Source organism: Pseudocoprococcus catus, assembly GCF_019734885.1.
Classification (GTDB): domain Bacteria; phylum Bacillota; class Clostridia; order Lachnospirales; family Lachnospiraceae; genus Coprococcus_A; species Coprococcus_A catus.
Genome location: NZ_JAAXCM010000005.1, coordinates 122,111 through 141,088 on the forward strand (window position 1 = coordinate 122,111; position 18,978 = coordinate 141,088).

An 18,978-nucleotide genomic window follows, 5' to 3' on the forward strand; every position below is an offset into this window, starting at 1 on the left:
TTATTTCTGTTATTATAAAGGATACCGCTCTATAATTTCATGATAGATTCTCTCACTGTTTTTATCGTCTATATAAGCAATCCTATACTGACGCATCTCTTTGTATTTATCCTTTTCTTTAAAGCCGCTTTCTGCATATATTTTTACAATTTCAGACAACTGCTCCGGAGTATATGCGACATCTCCAAAGGCTTCCGTTCTCATATCAATATAACTTCCCTGAACTTCATTGTATAAATCCAGATCAAAAAGATAAAATGCAACTGGTTTTCCCTGATAAAAAACATCCCATACCGCACTTGAATAATCCGTAATCATCATGGAACACTTCATCATTAACTCATTTAATGGCTCCGAACCAAAAGGAATAATATGAATCAAATTGCTCTGAACATAAAATGCGCCAAGATATTCCCTAAATTTTGGATGAATATAAAAATTTAATATGATATTATATTTTTCCAGTGTGCTGATTAAAACCGGATTATTCAGCAATGCCATATAATGCTGATAATATTCACTGGCTTTGAATTCTTCTTCTGTTACTTCCTCCAGCCAGGTTCGCCATGTCGGCATCAGAATGATCTGTCTTGGCTGTCCCTTAGATTTATCTTCAAGTACATCCCATCTTGCGAGCCCTGTAACCAGAATCTGATCTTCATCATAACCAAAATAGTCAAGCACAATCTGTTTTTCTTCTTCCGATGATACAACAAACAATTTGGAAGCATTAACACTCTTCTTCCTCAAACCTTTATGACAACATTTAAAAGAAATGACCCCATGCTGCAGAAACACATTTTCTTTACGTTTGAGCATATTTCTATAAATGGAATTCGGAGAATGCCATGCATACGCATGCGCCTTTGTGTCTGATGAAACAAGCAGTTTCGCTGCCATCAGGTATACCATATGTTTTATGCTTAGGAAATCCACCACCTGATTGCCATACCCTTTGACATATTGATAATCCGACGCTTTTTTATCAATAACATAAAAAATATGTGACCGCTCTTTGGCCGAAAGATTTTCCATACAATATTTAAAAAAGTAAAATCCATTATCCTGTGCCATTACACAATATTTTTCATAAACCAGCCAGATATTTTTTTTCTTCAGCCATGGGTATGTCAGATAGCAAATTGCCAGAGCCATATATTCTTTAAAAATAAAACCCCAATTGTCATATTCTGTCTTTTGTCTGTACTGCAAAGCAAATTCATTGGATTTTGTTTTGTAGGGATAAACAATATTGCCATCTTTAAACACATAATGCATCTGTTTCAAATACATTATCCGATGCATCCATAAATCTCTGTTTTTTAAGTTGAAGGAACACTCGCCGCCTTTATATACTGCAGTTCCTTTTATATCCCAGTAAAACTGTGAAAGTTTCAATGGCTCTAATGCAATACTTGCTGTCACATAAAAAGTATCGCCTGTTTTTATTTTTTTCAAATCAAAAGCATATTGAATCTCTTCTACAGCATTCCTTAATCTCATCTTTACAGATGCAATTTCATAACCATAATCCCTAAAATGCACTTTTAATGTCAATTTATCCTTTTTTAATTGGATTTTATCTACTTTTGCTGTGAAAAAGCTTTCCAGGTGCAGATATTCCCTTCGAACAACCAACTTCAGTGTTTTATCTGCATTTGTAAGATAAAAAATGCCCTCAATATATTCTTTGTTCTCATTCTCGCAAATTCGCTCTGCATAAAGCATATCCGCCATGCGATCATAAAAATCTGTCTCGCCTTTTATATCACCTGCAAAAACATAGGCATTTTTTTTCTCATCATCTACCGCCAGAAGCGTATACCTGTCTATGCCTGTCTCATATCTTTCTGCCAGTTTATGTTTCCATTGTCCAAGCTGAAGCCATCCACTTGAAATACAAGCTTCATCTAAATCAATCCCGCCCTGCTCAGCTCTGTCATACAACATATACCGCCAGTTTTGTTCTCCGGAAATACCTATATGCAATTGTATATTGCCATTATCCGTACAAACTGTATCAAATGGGATTAACTTTCTTGTATACGAAACACCATTAAGTAAAATGTCCTTGATTTGATCCTCTTCAGCTCTAATTACGTTTTCCATCTTAATTTATTACACCTCAAAAGATGACTTCTCAGGCAGTCTTTCCTGAAAGGCATCAATTACCAGCTTTTTCTTTTCATCAAAATTTACTGTCTTATCTGTATCATTTACACAAATCATCGCATCTGTGCTATTTCTAATAGAATCCAATAACTTATATACATTTTTGTCCTTAATATGGTAACAGCGTCCTATTTTTATGGTTCTTGGATAAAAATCACCTGATGCAAGCTGCCAGAATTTCATTAACCATTGATTCACATTCGTAACGGATCGAATCTTGCATCGGCAGGTCGCATCAAGAATCTCCGGCTCTGTTTTCCATATTTCCCGATAAGTAGATTTCAGAAAACTATTCGGCAAATGATGATAATAGAATCCCGGGAACCAATCCCATGGCATAAGAACAAGTGTTCTGTAAAGATATTTTATACCATACCTCAAACGGAACCACTTGGTAAAATTCTTCAGAAACATGCGTTTTTTACTAAAATTCGCATTAATTACCGTCATGTCATTGCCATTATAGGGACCGGCACTTCCTTTTCCAAAATAAATGCAATCCATTGCAAATGTATCACATGGTTTTCCGTCCACAAAAAAATCTTCTGGGAACATTGGCTTATTAATAAACATATCGTCATTAAAATATACAAATTGCTCAGCCAATCCCTTAATACGGTGCAAATTCAATTCAATTGTGTGTGAATTAAATGTCGGCAGATATTCTTCCGGTATATAATCTTTATGGTTCACAATATTCAATTTTGGATGATTCACATTCAGCCATGAAGGCAGATGCCCCCATGTTACAAAATGGATTTTACGCACCCATGGTGTGTATTTTTCCACTGCCCTAAACCAATACTGAAGGTTATCCCAGTCTCTGTATCGTACTTCCTGATCGTCTTCACCCACCGGTTTGGGATCATATTGATTTTTAATAGCTCTCCACTCAGGGTCATTGCCATCTACCCAAATAATAACAAAATCTATCGGTTTTCTATTTTTGCTTCCCATTTCTTACCCCCTGCTTATTATTTCCCTCACTTCAATTTCTTGATTGCTTCATAATTTCTTCTGCAATAATTCCTGTCGTTAAAGTAAAAGAAGTCATCACACCGTTTCTGATATTCCTGTTTCATACAGAAATTATTCTCGGCTGTATTTTGTAAGCTCTTAATTAATGCATCCCCGTTTTCACAAATTGGGCCAAAGCCATCTTTATGGTAGTCGTAATAACCCTCACCCATGTGTCCTTTTCTAAACTGTTCATAATCAAACTGGTAATATAATACCGGTTTACGCATATAAGCAAAATCCATTGCTACACTTGAATAATCTGTAATCAGACATTCCGCCTCTTTCAATAATTTCTGACAATCATATTCAGGCCAGGTTGCAATGACTGCCACATCACTTAAAGACTGGAAATACCCGGAAAATTTCTGCATATTTCTATGAAGATAAAAAACAAGTTTCATGTTTTCTCTTTCCAAAAATCCCCTGAGTCTTGAATCATGCAAAAAATGCTTCCAGGCTTTGGCAAACTCTGTTTCATTAAAGCTACTGACGGATTCCACTGAATCTGCAACAGAATGTGCAATCCATTTTCTCCATGTCGGCATAACAAGAAGAATCCGCTCTTTGCCTCTGACCTTAAAAAGATTATCATATCTGCATAATCCAAGCATCTGTACATATCCTTTAGGATACCCATATGTATCCCGTACAAATTCATATTCTCTTGGCACAGAGCATACAAACATTCTCATTTTTGTATTTTTATAGTAGAGATAAGATAAATCATCTTTGATAATTCCATGCTGCAGAAATACTCTTGTATTCCTGAGTATGCCTGATACTTCCAGCACATAGCAAACTGCCGCATTCGGTTTTCCGCCCTTCTGCGAACTGATATTTTTGCTTGCTGCCAGATAGTATATCCAGTGTTTCAAACTCCCATACGGAACCGTTCTTCCCAGTTTTGCCACTCTCCTATAGTCCGGTGAATGATAATTAATCGCATAAACAACTTCCTGTTCCGAATGATGTTTGCAGATATAGCGAAATAGCCAATACGGGTTATCTCTTGCTTCCATTTCGTAATCACAGATCAGCCATAAATCCTTATGCTTTCTTTTATAAAATATTGATGGCAGCAAAGCAAACAGGAACTTAAAAATATGTATTAAGTCCCCGAATTTAACCATTTTCAATTTCTCCAATATTTTTTGTTCCATATCAGTCCCTCTGCATAAATGCATTCATACTACTTCATGAACTCTTTATATTCTTTCAAAATTTCTTTTGGTTCACCTATTTTAACAATTTCTCCTTCATGCATCCACATAACCCTGTCACATAATTCTTCTAATGTTTTCAGGTTATGGGATACTATAACCACCGTTCTGTTGCGCTGTGAGATCAGTGACTTCATCTTGGCATAGCTCTTTTTCTTAAACTTCTCATCACCAACACTGAGAACCTCATCAATCAGCATAATATCTGTCTCTAAAATAGCTGTTATCGAAAAAGCCAGTTTAGAATACATACCACTTGAATAAGTTCGTACCGGCATATCAATAAACTTTCCAAGGCCTGCAAAATCAATAATTTCATCCATTCGCGCCTGGACTTCTTTTTCGCTGAATCCTAACAGCATACCAGATAACATGATATTTTCACGTCCGGTCATCTCATTCTTAAAACCGACACCAATTGCCAGAAGAGACACAGAGTGTCCATGAAGGTCTATCGTGCCTTCATCCGCTGAAAAAATATTGGCAAGCGCACGCAAAAGCGTAGATTTACCACTGCCATTCTTACCTGTTATACCAAGAATTTCTCCCTGTTTGACTTCAAAACTAATACCGCGCACGGCCTCAAAAGCTTCCGTGTCAACGCCTTTTAATCTCAGCAGGCTTTTCTTAATTGAGTAAGCCTGCACACTTTTATAACGAATTTTTAAATCTTTGACTGTAATTGCATATTCTTCCATACTATATTACCTTTACATACGTATTTTCATTTTTATAAATATTCCAGATACCAAACATAGACAATAAAAGTGAAATTCCCAACCAGATGCAAAGCCACAGCACATCAGGTTTTGTCTGATATAATACGCAGTCTCTTAAATCAGTAATTAAAAGTGCCAGCGGATTACCTTTTAGAATCAGGCTCCGGTATGGTTCTGGGAAACTGCGGATATTATAAAAAATACCGGTCAGATAAAAAACAAATCTCAGTACAATATTGATGACATTGGACATATCTTCAATAAAAACGCCCAGATGCAAAAGGATACAGCAACATCCAAATGTAAACAAAATCGTCGTGATCAAAATAGGAATCACATATATGATGTGTAAATCTACAGGTACACGATAAAAAATAAGCATTCCGACAACAATGGCCAGACATATAAGCATCTTAAAACCATTTACCATCATATCTGATATAATCAATGTGTGCTTTGGAAGATATACCTTTGAAACTATCGCCTTATTTCTCTTCACCATTCGGACAGAACTCTTTATACAGCGATTAAAGAAATCCCAAATAGCAAGACCTACAAATATATAGGCATTGTAATATAACTCTTTATGTTTAAAAATAAATCCAAATACAAATGCATAAATCAACATAAAACAAAATGGCTCTAAAATCCACCATATCCAATTCAGATAGGAATTGGCTACCTCTGTTTTAAGCTGAGATTTTGCAGCGTAAATGGTATATTTCCAATATTTCTTTGTATCTTTTATAAATCTGTTCACATTACGCCTCCTCAATTTTACTATAAAATCCTCTGATTATCATACTATATCTACCGCTATAAATCAATATTTTTCCCTAAAAGAAGACGCAGACCAGATATCCGGTCTGCGTCCTAGACTCATTGTGTCACTTTAATGACAACCTCGCTGCTTACACTTATAAGCCATATTTGGATCTGTTGGGTCCCATGTGTGCCATTTTTCAAGTTTATATGCCGTCGGTTTGCCAAATGGTGTTCCTACACTCTCGTTAATGATAACTTTTGTACTTAATTTGCAATTGTCATAAATCCATTTTGCATCTGCAGCTGTTAGACGAATACAGCCATGAGAACATGTTTTCCCAAGATTATTATAGGCTCCGACACTTAAGTCATTGTTATTCTGTGACCAATAGTATACAGAGTGGAATAAATAATCTCCCTTTATCTGGGTAACCCATTGTCCCCAGGTGTCACCCATCATCCTCAGCCAGCGCCATCTGTTTGGGGTATAGAAAGTGCCTGTCGGAGTTGCCTCTCCTGTGGAACAGATCATAGCTTTCACCGGAATAATATATCCGCGATCCCCATCCTTCGCATATATAGTTACAACATTTTTCTTTTTGTTTACCTGAATTTCATAAGATTTCTGTTTGCCAATAATACTGCTGACATCGTTGACCCGGGCCCCTGTTTTTTTGTCAAAGTAAAACTTGTAACCGGCATAATATACCCAGCCTGTCTTCATAGCGCCTGTCTTTTTGTCAAAATAATAGTATTTTCCATCAATCTTATGACAACTCTTCAAAAACGCACCATCTTTGTAATAGTATTTCTGACCATTAATCGTATTCCATCCCTCTACTACAGCCAATGGCGTTGCATCAACAGTTTTTGTCATTGCACTATACTTATGATAATCATAAACTTTTCTATAAGAGCGCACCTGAAAACCATATTTCTGTTTTGCTTTTAAGTCCTTTATTGTAAAACTTGTTCCTGTTGTGCTTCCTGCCCATTCATATTTGTTGGTTTCGTAATCATATACTAAAATACTGTAACCCTGAGCATTTTTGCCTTTATCCCATTTCAAAGTTACTGAATATCCGCCAGCAGTAGCTTTAACATTTTTTGCCTGTTCCGGCTGAAGAAGATATGGCTTTGCTTCAACAGCTTTCGTCATCGTACTGTACTTATGCTGATTATATATTTTTCTGTAGGATCGAATCTGAAAACTATATGTTCCAGGTTTTAAATTTTTTATTGTATATTTACAGTCTTTTGTGCTTCCAAGCCATTCATAGCTCTTCGTCTCAGAATTATACATACGGATTGTATAACCCTGAGCATTCTCACCTTTATCCCACTGCAATGTTGCAGAGCACTCTCCTGACGTTACTTTGATGTTCTCGGCCTCTCCCGGCTGCAGCAGATATACTTCTGCTTCTCTGGCTTCTGTCATGGCGCTGTATTTATGCTGATTATAAATCTTTCTGTAGGACCGAATCTGGAAACTGTATTTACCCGGTTTCAGATCCGTTAATTTAAGACTGCATTTCTGTGTACTTCCTACCCATTCATAGCTGTTTGTATCATAATTATACATACGGACCGTATAACCCTGGGCATTTTCACCCGGATCCCAAGTCAGAGTTACAGCGCACTCACCGGCCACTACTTTAACATTCTGTGCTTCCTGCGGCTGAAGAAGTTCTATAACAGCCTCTTCTGGCGCTGTCATTAAACTATATTTATGCTGATTATATATTTTTCTGTAGGATCGAATCTGGAAACTGTATTTACCCGGTTTCAGATCTGTCAGCTTAAGACTGCATTTCTGTGTACTTCCTACCCATTCATAGCTGTTCGTATCATAATTATACATACGAACTGTATAACCCTGAGCATTTATGCCTTTATTCCAGGTCAAAGTCACTTCACATTCTCCCGGCACAACTTTCACATCTTCTGCCTGTTCCGGACTCAGAATATAAGGAAGGACTTTTGCATCTTCAAAGTCAGTAAAACTACTGTAAACGTCTTTTCCATCAACAGACCGTCTGGCTCGGATCTGATAATAGTATTCCTGATCAGGAACAAGATCTGTTACCTTGTACTTCTGCTCTTTGGTTGATCCAATCCTGGTTCTCTCATTTGTTGCCGGATCATACTGATAAACAATATATTCTTCTGCATTTTTGACAGCATTCCAGCTTAATACAGACTCACATTCTCCTGCTACTGCCTTTACTCCCTGAATGTCTTCCGGACCGATTTGCGCAATTTCAGTATACTCATTGGAATATGGACTCTTCTCATCCCCTGAAACTGCACATACCCTGTATGTATATTTCTTTCCGGACTCTAATGAACTATCTGTATAATAATTATCAGAAATTCTGGCAAGCAGTTCCCATTCATCATCAGTTCCTGCTTTCCGTTCAACTTCATATTCTGAAATACCGTCTATTTTCTCCCAAGACAATATAAAGCCTAAATTTTGAAGCTCACCTGCCAGCACAGGTGCTTCTATTTTTGAATCACTTTCCTGAATAACTTCCTGCTCTATTTCTAATGTTTCTAAAAAAGTTTCCGACTCAGATAGAGCCATACTCTCAGCACTCTCGGAAACCATGACTGTCTCTTCTGCACCTGATACTGTCTCTCCAACAGAAGCTGATACCGGCATTGCAAAATCAGCAACCATCATAGACAACACCAATAGCCCTGCCATCCATCTCTTTTTCATAATTTCACTCCTAATCTCAATTCTCTTCAAACATGTTTCATATTGATTATTTCATTATACAAATTTTACTTTCAAGAAACAAGTACTGCTAAATACTTTTATATAATTTTTTTCAATCCGGGAATCTGCTTCATGATCAATGTAATGATTGTTCCCGCTCCCCACGCACAGAGTACCCATACCATACACGCAGGGAAAATATGTATATGTACTTTCAAACTTTCAAACATCGGTTTTAACTGATTTCTCATAATATTTTCAATCAGCATAACACCAAATGTAGCACCGCCCAATGCAGATAATATCTTCGTCATTCGATTTGAAATTCGGATATGATCAAACCAAAAGCGCATCGTATAGAAAACCGCACACGTCGGAAAAATACTTAAACTATTATGGAACATCTGCGCATCTTTTTCCAAGGCAGATCCCGTCTGCGCAATCTGAAACTTTGTCATAAAGCATGAAATTGCAATGGCAATGCCCCCGACAAAAAGAAAAATAAGTGCTTTTTTTATTGTCATGCTTTCCTTTTTAATGACTTTTCCAAAATAATAGCCCGCAATAAAGTAAACAACATTCATACTCAGTAAATTTTCAAAAACACGACTATTCAGTGTCCACTGCCCCTTACCAGCTAAATACTGCACGATTGGAATAGCACCATTGGCCAAAATACTTATGGTAAATAAATATTTATAGTCTTTCTCTTCCATATTGGCTATCAACTTCCTAAGAACAGGCAAAACAATTAAAATGCCTATGTAAGCATAAATATACCAATAGGCCGTCGCCCATTTGTTTGTATACAGCCTGTTTAAAAAATATACAATCCCCCCTATATCGCTTTGTCCTAAAAACAACAAATTGTATAAATACTGAATAAAAGAAAATACTGCCAGTACAATGACCATCCTTAAAACTCTTTTTCTGTAAACAGTTTTTATCGGCTCCTCTTTGCCTAGTAGCAATGATCCTGAAATCATCCAAAACAACGGCACTGCAATTTTACATGCAATCGAACAAAACAAATATACCGGTGTCCAAATCGATTTTCCTGATACCGAAAACAAAAAAAAGCCATTGTTCCCTGTATGATTAAAAATAACCAGAATAATTGCCATTATCCGTAATACTTCTAAATAAACCTGCTTTCCTTTTGCCGCATATTTTCCTTCTTTCAAAATAGTCTTCATTCATTCATTCCTCTCACCGACTGCGTCCATATTTTTCAAAAGCATCTTACTGCTCACACTAAATTATACCCATATGTTCTCATAAGAGCAACCTTTTTCATTGTTTTAACTTTTGGCGATGTTTATATTATGTTATAATAAAAATAAAAAGAGGTATTTATATGATCGATATCCACAATCATCTTCTGCCGTTTATTGATGACGGTTCTCCTACTCTTGATAACAGCCTTGATATGGCCGAAATTGCCGCCGCAAGCGGTGTCGACACAGTTATTCTTACACCTCACTGCAATATCCCTGATTACTTCGATAACTATTATACACCAGAGTTGATGGCCGCTTTTCGCAACTTGCAGTCCGCCATTCAAAAAGCTGGTATTTCTCTTCAGGTTCTTCTGGGAATGGAAGTCTTTACTACAGACAATATTGCTTCTTTGATCCATAACCAACAGCTCATTGGACTAAATTTTTCAGATTATCTGCTGGTTGAATTTGATTTTTCAGCACCGCCTAAATGGATGACTGACAAATTGCAGGATATCCGCCATACCGGCAAAATTCCCATCATTGCACATCCCGAACGTTATAACTGCATCCAGGATGCTCCCTGGCTGGTGGAAAACTGGCTGAAAGCCGGATGTCTGCTTCAATGCAATAAAGGCAGTTTTCTCGGGGACTTTGGCCGTCACGCTGAAATTGCCGCCCACTTTCTGCTTGAGCACCGAATGGTTTCTTTTATTGCCAGCGATGCTCATAGGGCAATTGTACGTACCCCGCAGATGCAGGAAATCTTCCGATATATTTCTCTCAAGTTTTCTGATGAAACAGCCCATCGTCTGATGCTGTATAATCCAATGCATATCTGTCGGAACATCCCCCTTCCCACACCGGATTTTATTCCATATATGCCTGTATCCTACTGGGAATTATAAACTGCAAAAAGACAGCATGTCAAACACGCTGTCTTTTATATTTTTATCTGTTATTTCACGATATGTACATCCATGCTGCCGGAACGAAAGCCTTCAGCATCTAATGTAATATAAGCAAAGCCAAGCTCCTTCATTTTAGCCGTAATCTGATCAGACATCGCGATAAAATCGGCAAAACGTTCCTTTTCTATCTCAATACGCAGAATATCACCATGTACACGGAGACGGACAATCGGAAATCCCTGCTCTTTCATCCACTGTTCACCTGCATCTACTCTTTCCAGCAATTCAAATGAAATCGGTGTGCCATACGGCAATCTTGTAGCCAGACAAGGGGATGATGGACGGCTGGCACAAGAAAGTCCCATATCCGCCGCAATTTCACGCACCTGGGCTTTTGTGATACCCAGTTCTGCCAGTGGGCTTAAAACCCCCAGTTCTTTGACAGCCTTTGTTCCCGGCCGATAGACATGAAGGTCATCGGCATTATTACCCTCCATAATCGTATCAATGCCTTTTTCAGCCGCAAATGCCAGTAAATTCTGAAACAGATATTTTTTGCAGAGATAACATCTGTTTTCCGGATTGTTGAGCATTTCCTCATTATCCAGCTCATTGACATAAATCACATGATGGATGGCTCCCGCCTCTTTGGCAACTCTCTGGGCCTGAGGCAGGTCCGCCTTCGGATGAAGCTTTGTTTCAAATGTTACTGCATAAACACTTTTACCATTGGCCGCTGCCGCCTCACAGGCTGCTCTTAAGATAACTGAACTGTCCACGCCCCCTGAAAAAGCGACACACAGATCTTTATCTCCCAATTCTTTCATATAGTTCACTAAACGTGTTCTGATTTCCATGTCTGATTCCCCTCTTTTATGGCTCCCATTCGATGCCTATTAGACATTTTCATTGAATACTTATGTAACTATTCAAACTTCTCCTTGCTTTGCCACCCCTTATTCATTGATTTCTGCTTCGCAGGCTGCCTGATACACAACTTTGAACGGCACCCCTGCTGCTTCACAGAGCTTTTTAACACTTTCATACTCCGGATAACGATAAACCGTACCATTTTTTTCACAGATCTTTAATTCTACTTCACCATAAGCTGTTTTTGCCTTTGCCTCATGGCGTTTTAAAATGGTACGTTCAACCTTGTATCTGCGAATACCGATGGTTGTGGTCTCATTAAAAATAATCTCTTCCATTTCTGAAATCTGACTGCCATCACATAATACATGAAGCATATAGGCCGGACGATTTTTCTTCATATAAATCGGTGCATAGCACACATCTCTTGCGCCGGCCGCAAGAAGTCGATCCATCGTATAACCAAGAACCTCACCTGAACAGTCATCAATATTGCTCTCCAGTTTCCAGATATCCTCTTCAATGCCTGTCTGAACCTGATCCTTTGTCTCAAGAAGCATCGCTCTTAAAACATTTGCCTTCGGGAAGTCCTTCTTTCCGGCACCAAGACCAATCTTCAATAACTGATAATCTTCCGGCAGATGATCCTGTGTACGCAGTGCTGCTGCAATAGCTGCACCTGTCGGTGTTACCATCTCACCCTGAGCATCTGTAATCTTCATCTGCAGATGATTGGCCGCCACAATATTCACTGTAGCCGGCACAGGGACAGGCATCATACCATGCTGGCAATGTACATGACCGGAACCTTCATATAATTCAGACACAACAATATCATCTACACCCAGATTATCCACGCAAACTGCCACACTGATAATATCGACAATAGAGTCAATGGCCCCTACTTCATGAAAATGTACTTCTTCAATTGGCAATCCATGAGCTTTTGATTCAGCTTCAGCAACGATCATAAACATCTTCTTGGCCAGTTCTTTGACATGTTCATTCTCCAGTTTGTCAATGACAGCAAATACATCATGAATATTTCTGTGTACATGTGCATGATGATGTGCATGGTCATGATCGTGGTGATGTTCATGGGCGTGATCATGATCTTCATCGTGGTGATGATGTTCATGGGCGTGATCATGATCTTCATCGTGGTGATGATGTTCATGGGCGTGGTCATGATCTTCATCGTGGTGATGGTGTTCATGGGCATATTCGTGATCCTCATCATGGTGATGATGCTCATGGGCATGGCCGTGATCTTCATCGTGGTGATGATGCATATGACCCTCATCATATTCCGGCTGATCCGGAATCAGAACATCAAAGTCACAGGCATCAATACCGCATTTGCTGCTTCTGCCGATTTTTATCTCATATCCCTCCACATGCAATAAATCCAGTGACTGCTTTAAAACCTCCGGATCTGCTCCCAGATCTAATAATGCACCAACTGTCATATCCCCGCTGATACCGGAAAAGCATTCCAGATATAATACTTTTTTACTCATTCTTCTATCCCCTTTTGTTGAATTATTCATGTATATTTTGTATTACCCAAAGCAAATAACTATCCCTGATATTTATTCAGGCTTATAAGCTTTTACTGCCAGGCGGTTAATCTGGGTACTGATATAGCCCGCACCATAACCATTATCAATGTTGACAACAGTAATCCCGTTGGAACATGAATTCAGCATAGTCAGAAGTGCTGACAGACCGCCGAAGTTCGCACCATAGCCAACGGATGTCGGAACCGCAATAACAGGCACTTCCACCAGTCCGGCTAAAACTCCGCCGAGAGCACCTTCCATACCTGCTACCGCAATAATGCAGTTCGCTTTACGGATTTCTTCCAGTTTTGCAAAAAGACGATGAATACCTGCAACACCAACATCATAAAATCTGTCAACATTCGTTCCGAAATATTCCGCTACCTGTGCCGCCTCTTCAGCCACAGCAATATCTGCTGTACCCGCTGTACACACAGCAACGCGGCCGATTTTCTCTTTGCCCGGTTTCTCAATTTTCAAAATTCTTGAAAGCGGATCATAGGTCACTTCCGGAATAACAGCCTTGACCAGTTCATACTGATGTTCAGAAGCACGTGTTCCAAGAACCTCCGTATCTGTTTTATAAAATGTCTCGTAAATCTTCAGCAGATGCTCATCAGACTTACCGCTGCAGAAGACGACTTCTCCAAAACCCGACCGGATCTGGCGATGGTGATCCAGCTTGGCAAATCCAAGATCTTCATAGGGCAGCTGTTTCAATTCTTTTGCTGCTTCTTCCAGTGAAACTTTGTCATTTTTCACATCTTCCAGTAATTTTAAAACGTCCATTTTTCCTCTCCCATACATAAACAAAGGCCACGAAAACGCACTGAGTCAAACCATCATTCACACATATGGCTATACACTCTTAAACGCCTTCGTGGCCTTTTATTTATTCTAACTATTCAAAACTTGCTATGAACAATTATAATTATCTTTATATATCGTCTCTTTCAATTCACAGTTGGCTTCGTACCAAGCTTTTCTCAGTTATTTTATCATATCCGAAAATAAGCGTCAATTGCAATTCCTACTGTGGTTATATGTTTTCCGACTGATGTTATGTCGTTATTATTTAACAGTTACAGATGAACCTTTTGGATCATAACCGCTGAGAATAATTTTACCGTTCACTTTACAGTAAGCCCTGCATGTATAAGTATAGATATTGCCTGGTCTTACTGTACTATCTCTAAATAATGTTTGTTCAGCCTTTTCATATAATGGTCCTGCATTCGAACCGGTAAATACTGGACAATCGTCTATTTTTTCCCATTTTCCATTATTGGTCTTTCGATAAACATAAAAACCATCTGCACCTTCAACATTCTTAGCACCAGTCAGAACATCATAGGAAGTATCTGTCACGTCCGCCAGTACTGCCCACTTGGAATTCGCCGTCTTTCTGTAAATACGGTATCCTTCCACTTCCAACAGCGAAAATGGCTGCCACTGAATCTGCACCCTGTCAAACCCAATACTGGAAGCATTTTGTAATACAACCGATGTATTCAGGTAATCATCCAGTTCAACATCTACAGGATCCTCTGTCTGCTCCTCTGTCTGCTCCTCAGGTTCTGTCTGCGACTCGGGTTCTGCTTCAGTCTGTGATTCAATTGCTTGCTCTGTGTCTGCCTGTAATTCTGCTGCCCCGATCTCTGATGCAAATTCTGTTCCTGTGCTCTGCACATTCACATCTGCCAGCACCGGCATTGTCAGTGATACAGCAACCATGAGACTTAACAACCATTTCCCCATTTTCTTCATACGCAATGCCCCCTTTTTTGTTCAATACATTCCAGATATCTCATATCTGCTATTAATTTGCGCCTGTAATAAATGCATCATAGATGACTTTAATGGCATCTTCAAAATACTTTTCTTTCACACCAATGATAATATTCAACTCACTGGACCCCTGGTCGATCATCTTAATATTGATATTCACCTTGGCCAGTGCATCGAATACTTTACTTGCCACGCCACGTGTATCTCTCATACCCCGACCTACAACCGCGATCAATGCCAGACCAGATTCGAGATCCAGAAGATCCGGATGAACGGCACGGTGAATACCTGAGATGACCTGCTGTTCTTTGTGCTCAAACTCAGACTGATGAACAAACACAGTCATTGTATCGACACCTGACGGCATATGTTCAAATGAAAGATTATTGTCCTCAAATACCTGCAGTACTTTTCTGCCGAATCCGATTTCGGAGTTCATCATATCCTTTTCAATGTTGATAGATGCAAAACCTTTCTTGCCTGCAATACCTGTAATCGTGTGCTTTGGCTTACGACATGTGCTTTCTACAATCCATGTACCCTGATCATCCGGTTTGTTGGTATTGCGGATATTGATTGGAATACCCTCTTTACGTACCGGGAAGATAGCATCTTCATGCAGTACAGATGCGCCCATGTAAGAAAGCTCACGCAGTTCCTTATATGTAATTGCTTCAATCGCTTCAGGATTCTTGATAATTCTCGGATCCGCCACAAGGAAACCGGAAACATCTGTCCAGTTCTCATATACATCCGCATGGACAGCCTTTGCCACGATAGAACCTGTAATATCAGAACCGCCTCTGGAGAAAGTTGTCACCACACCATCATCCTGAGCCCCATAGAAACCAGGCACAACGGCATATTCAACATCTTTCAATCTTGAAGACAAAATCAAATCTGTTCTGTCTGCTTCAAAATTGCCTGCATCATCAAAACGGATAACTGTAGCTGCATCAACGAACTCAAAACCAAGATAATTGGCCAGCACGATACCATTCAGATATTCACCTCTGGAGGCCGCATAATTTCTTCCGGCTTTCAGACGGAACTGTTCATGGATTGTCTCAAACTCTTTGTCCAGTGTCAGATCCAGCTCAAGTCCTTCAATAATTTCATCATAGCGGGCCTTGATGTCTGCCAGTGCACCATCAAAATCCTTGCCGGCTTCTGCCAGATCATAGCATCCGTATAACATATCTGTAACTTTTGTATCTCCATCAAAACGCTTGCCCGGTGCAGAAGGAACAACAAATCTTCTGTGAGGGTCTGCGTGAATAATATCTGCAACTTTCTTAAACTGTTCGGCACTTGCCAGAGAGCTGCCGCCAAATTTTACAACGATTTTCATGATTCAATCCTCCGATTAATTCGAAATATTTTCTTAATTACATAAAATACACTATTTCTGTCGATAATCAAGTGTTTTTTCCAACTTTTATGCTTTTTTCTTTTATTTTTATAGATACATGTGCTATTATAAACCTTATTGCAATACTTTACCACAACAAATTACGAGAGGTGAACATAAAATGAATTCAAAAAAATTGCACAGCAACCTCATGCTTCTACTAACAGCTTTTATCTGGGGCGTCTCTTTTGTCGCCCAAAGTGTCGGAATGGAATATGTCGGTCCCTTTACCTTTAACTCCGTCCGAAACTTTATCGGTGCTTTTGTCCTGTTGCTTTTTATTCCTTTGATCGATAAAACCAACCGGACATCTGCCTCCACAGATCCTGCATCTGATCCTGCTGCCAACGTATCCTCCTCCGACAGACGGACATTGATCATCGGCGGTATCCTCTGCGGTATCTGTCTTGCGGTTGCCAGCTCTTTCCAACAGATCGGCATCGCCTACACTTCCGTGGGAAAAGCCGGATTTATCACTGCCATGTACATTGTCATCGTCCCAATCCTCGGACTGTTTCTCGGCAAAAAAGTCCGCGCTCTGGCCTGGATCAGTGTCGGCCTTTCCGTTGTGGGATTATATCTTTTATGTATGACAGGCAGTATCGCACTGAATAAAGGCGATCTGCTGGAATTGATCTGCGCTTTTTGTTTTTCATTCCATATTATGATTGTGGACTATCTTTCACCAAAGGTAGACGGCGTCCGTATGTCCTGTATCCAGTTTTTCATCTGCGGTATTATCTGTGGCATTCCTGCTTTACTGACAGAATCACCGAATCTCCATTCCATTCTGACCGCATGGCAGCCAATTCTTTATGCAGGTGGCCTTTCCTGTGCTATTGGTTATACACTTCAGATTGTGGCACAAAAAAATACAGATCCCGTCATCGCCTCATTGCTTATGAGTCTGGAATCTGCATTTTCATTGCTGGCAGGATGGATCATCCTGCATCAGTATCTGTCTCCGAAAGAACTCTGCGGCTGTCTGCTGATGTTTGCCGCCATTATGCTTTCTCAAATTCCTGAGAAAAAGCCTGGGGCTGCTTAACAGAATTCGACAGTCATTTTATCTGAAAATTTCAGTGCCTGCTTACTCTAGTGCTTCGGCAGTTCAACAGGCCCGGCATACCGAACGCCATTTTCTTTCAGCCACTGCCGCCGTTCCCGGTAATCCGGCAGATACGTTTCGATGATCTGCCAGAAAGCCGCAGAATGGTTCATTTCTCGCCGGTGGGCCAGTTCATGGACAATCACGTAATCCATAACCCTCTCCGGCATCAGAAGCAGCCGCCAGTTAAAATTCAGGTTTCCCCGACTGCTGCAGCTTCCCCACCGTGTTCTCTGATCACGGATCGTGATCCTTCCGTAAGTCACTTTCATTCTCGCCGCCCAAAAAGCCGTCTTTTGCTGGAATCTTTCAGCCCCTTCTGTCCGAAGCCATTGTTCCGTCACATATTCCGGAATTTCCATCATTTGCGGACGTGGTTTTTCCACAAGTGCAGCCAGATATTTCTCAGTTATCCACCGTTCTTTTTCATTGATAAACCATTCAATATACGCTATCTTCATCCGCCTTGGTGCACGAATCAGAAGTTCCGCTCCGCCCTCCGGAATTTTTCTTATCTCAAGCCCCAAAGAACGTCTGTCTGAACGAATCAGCCGGCAGGATATAGACAAATCATTCAGAATCAGTATATTTTTTCTTAAATTTAATACCATTTATATCGCCGCATTCTATCCTTTATTGTTCACATAGGTTTTGGCTCATTATTCACTCAAATTCCTGTTTCTGCTTGTATCCTACCAAGCGCCGGAATAGGCAATGGTCACACTGCTGTTAGCAGCACCGTCCGCCATAGCTTCCTGAATTCCCTTTCCCGCGCAGATAGCATAAAGAAATCCTGCGATAAAGCTGTCGCCTGCCCCCATGGTATCCACCACTTCACAGGGCACAATACCGCCATAATAAAACTTCTCGCCGTCATAAGCCATGCTGCCCTTCTCGCCGCGGGTAACAACAATCACCTTCGGTCCTTTGGTATGCAGGTCAATCAGCATTTTCTTCAATTCTTCTTCATCCTTGTCATCATCCGCAAAGAAACCATAATCTACATACGGAATAGCTTTGACGGATACCGGATCATCCGGTCTTGTGGCAAAATCAAAGGCTACTGTTGCTCCTTTTTCCTTCAAAACCGGCAGATCATTCTCAATCATGCCCCAGAGACCGGAAACAACCATATCATAACTACTGAGAAAATCAATATCTTCCTCATCCAGCTTAAAATCCGCCATGACGCCCTCTTCATAATCACCAAGCACTCTGTCGCCATCCACAATCTCCACGTGGGTCACAGCAGTTGTTCCCTCAAGTATCTTCATCCGGGAAACATCCACACCTTTGCCCTGAATGGCATCCATCATCTGCTTACCGTAAGCATCTGTACCCACCGGTCCGATATAGGCGGATGCACCGCCAAGACGTGCCACATAAACTGCCACATTCACAGGATTGCCTCCCGGGAAAGCCTTATTCTCTTTATCGTAAACATCCATGCAGTTGTCACCAGCTGCTGCAATTCTTATTTTCTTCAT

Annotated in this window: 16 protein-coding genes; 2 read left to right on the plus strand and 14 right to left on the minus strand. The window is 40.0% G+C overall.

Features of this window, described 5'->3' with window-relative positions; all coding sequences use genetic code 11:
- Positions 1-12: 12 nt before the first annotated feature.
- The 7 genes from HED67_RS00620 to HED67_RS00650 form a co-directional block, all read right to left on the minus strand.
- Entirely contained in the window at positions 13-2,109 is a 2,097-nt protein-coding gene (locus HED67_RS00620) for a CDP-glycerol glycerophosphotransferase family protein (protein WP_221717202.1), read from the minus strand.
- A 9-nt stretch (positions 2,110-2,118) separates the two neighbouring features.
- Entirely contained in the window at positions 2,119-3,129 is a 1,011-nt protein-coding gene (locus tag HED67_RS00625) for a Stealth CR1 domain-containing protein (protein WP_221717228.1), read from the minus strand.
- 26 nt (positions 3,130-3,155) lie between these two features.
- Positions 3,156-4,352, minus strand: coding sequence for a CDP-glycerol glycerophosphotransferase family protein (locus HED67_RS00630; RefSeq protein ID WP_221717203.1), 1,197 nt, complete (start codon positions 4,350-4,352; stop codon positions 3,156-3,158).
- Positions 4,353-4,381: 29 nt separating this feature from the next.
- Positions 4,382-5,110, minus strand: a complete 729-nt coding sequence (locus HED67_RS00635; RefSeq protein WP_221717204.1) for an ABC transporter ATP-binding protein — start codon at positions 5,108-5,110, stop codon at positions 4,382-4,384.
- Between the two features lies 1 nt (position 5,111).
- The gene (locus HED67_RS00640) at positions 5,112-5,891 is read right to left on the minus strand and encodes an ABC transporter permease (RefSeq protein WP_221717205.1); all 780 of its coding nucleotides are present in this window, start codon (positions 5,889-5,891) and stop codon (positions 5,112-5,114) included.
- A 132-nt stretch (positions 5,892-6,023) separates the two neighbouring features.
- On the minus strand, positions 6,024-8,621 hold the full coding sequence (locus HED67_RS00645) for a fibronectin type III domain-containing protein (protein WP_221717206.1): 2,598 nt from the start codon (positions 8,619-8,621) through the stop codon (positions 6,024-6,026).
- A 98-nt stretch (positions 8,622-8,719) separates the two neighbouring features.
- The gene (locus HED67_RS00650; protein ID WP_221717207.1) at positions 8,720-9,805 is read right to left on the minus strand and encodes an acyltransferase; all 1,086 of its coding nucleotides are present in this window, start codon (positions 9,803-9,805) and stop codon (positions 8,720-8,722) included.
- Positions 9,806-9,978: 173 nt separating this feature from the next.
- Here HED67_RS00650 and HED67_RS00655 point away from each other — a divergent pair, with 173 nt between their 5' ends.
- Positions 9,979-10,749 (plus strand): tyrosine-protein phosphatase, encoded by a 771-nt coding sequence (locus HED67_RS00655; RefSeq protein WP_221717208.1) that lies wholly within the window; start codon positions 9,979-9,981, stop codon positions 10,747-10,749.
- Between the two features lie 50 nt (positions 10,750-10,799).
- On the opposite strand, the gene larE is transcribed toward HED67_RS00655, so the two are convergent.
- The 5 genes from larE to HED67_RS00680 all read right to left on the minus strand — a co-directional run bounded on the left by larE (position 10,800) and on the right by HED67_RS00680 (position 16,323).
- On the minus strand, positions 10,800-11,609 hold the full coding sequence (larE, locus tag HED67_RS00660; protein ID WP_178440164.1) for an ATP-dependent sacrificial sulfur transferase LarE: 810 nt from the start codon (positions 11,607-11,609) through the stop codon (positions 10,800-10,802).
- Positions 11,610-11,708: 99 nt separating this feature from the next.
- Positions 11,709-13,142, minus strand: coding sequence for a nickel pincer cofactor biosynthesis protein LarC (larC, locus tag HED67_RS00665; protein WP_221717209.1), 1,434 nt, complete (start codon positions 13,140-13,142; stop codon positions 11,709-11,711).
- Positions 13,143-13,214: 72 nt separating this feature from the next.
- Complete coding sequence (gene larB, locus HED67_RS00670; protein WP_178441234.1) at positions 13,215-13,973, minus strand: nickel pincer cofactor biosynthesis protein LarB; 759 nt, start codon at positions 13,971-13,973, stop codon at positions 13,215-13,217.
- A 282-nt stretch (positions 13,974-14,255) separates the two neighbouring features.
- Positions 14,256-14,951, minus strand: a complete 696-nt coding sequence (locus HED67_RS00675; RefSeq protein WP_221717210.1) for a hypothetical protein — start codon at positions 14,949-14,951, stop codon at positions 14,256-14,258.
- Positions 14,952-15,003: 52 nt separating this feature from the next.
- Positions 15,004-16,323 carry an aspartate kinase gene (locus tag HED67_RS00680; protein ID WP_215631857.1) on the minus strand — a complete coding sequence of 440 codons (1,320 nt, stop codon included), beginning with the start codon at positions 16,321-16,323 and terminating at the stop codon, positions 15,004-15,006.
- Between the two features lie 181 nt (positions 16,324-16,504).
- Between HED67_RS00680 and HED67_RS00685 the strand changes: the two genes are divergently transcribed.
- Positions 16,505-17,431: a DMT family transporter gene (locus HED67_RS00685; RefSeq protein ID WP_221717211.1), complete on the plus strand. Its 927-nt coding sequence runs from the start codon at positions 16,505-16,507 to the stop codon at positions 17,429-17,431.
- Between the two features lie 47 nt (positions 17,432-17,478).
- Here the strand turns inward: HED67_RS00685 and HED67_RS00690 are convergent, their stop codons facing one another.
- The gene (locus HED67_RS00690; RefSeq protein ID WP_221717212.1) at positions 17,479-18,102 is read right to left on the minus strand and encodes a M48 family metallopeptidase; all 624 of its coding nucleotides are present in this window, start codon (positions 18,100-18,102) and stop codon (positions 17,479-17,481) included.
- Positions 18,103-18,183: 81 nt separating this feature from the next.
- Entirely contained in the window at positions 18,184-18,978 is a 795-nt protein-coding gene (gene frlD, locus HED67_RS00695) for a fructoselysine 6-kinase (RefSeq protein ID WP_221717213.1), read from the minus strand.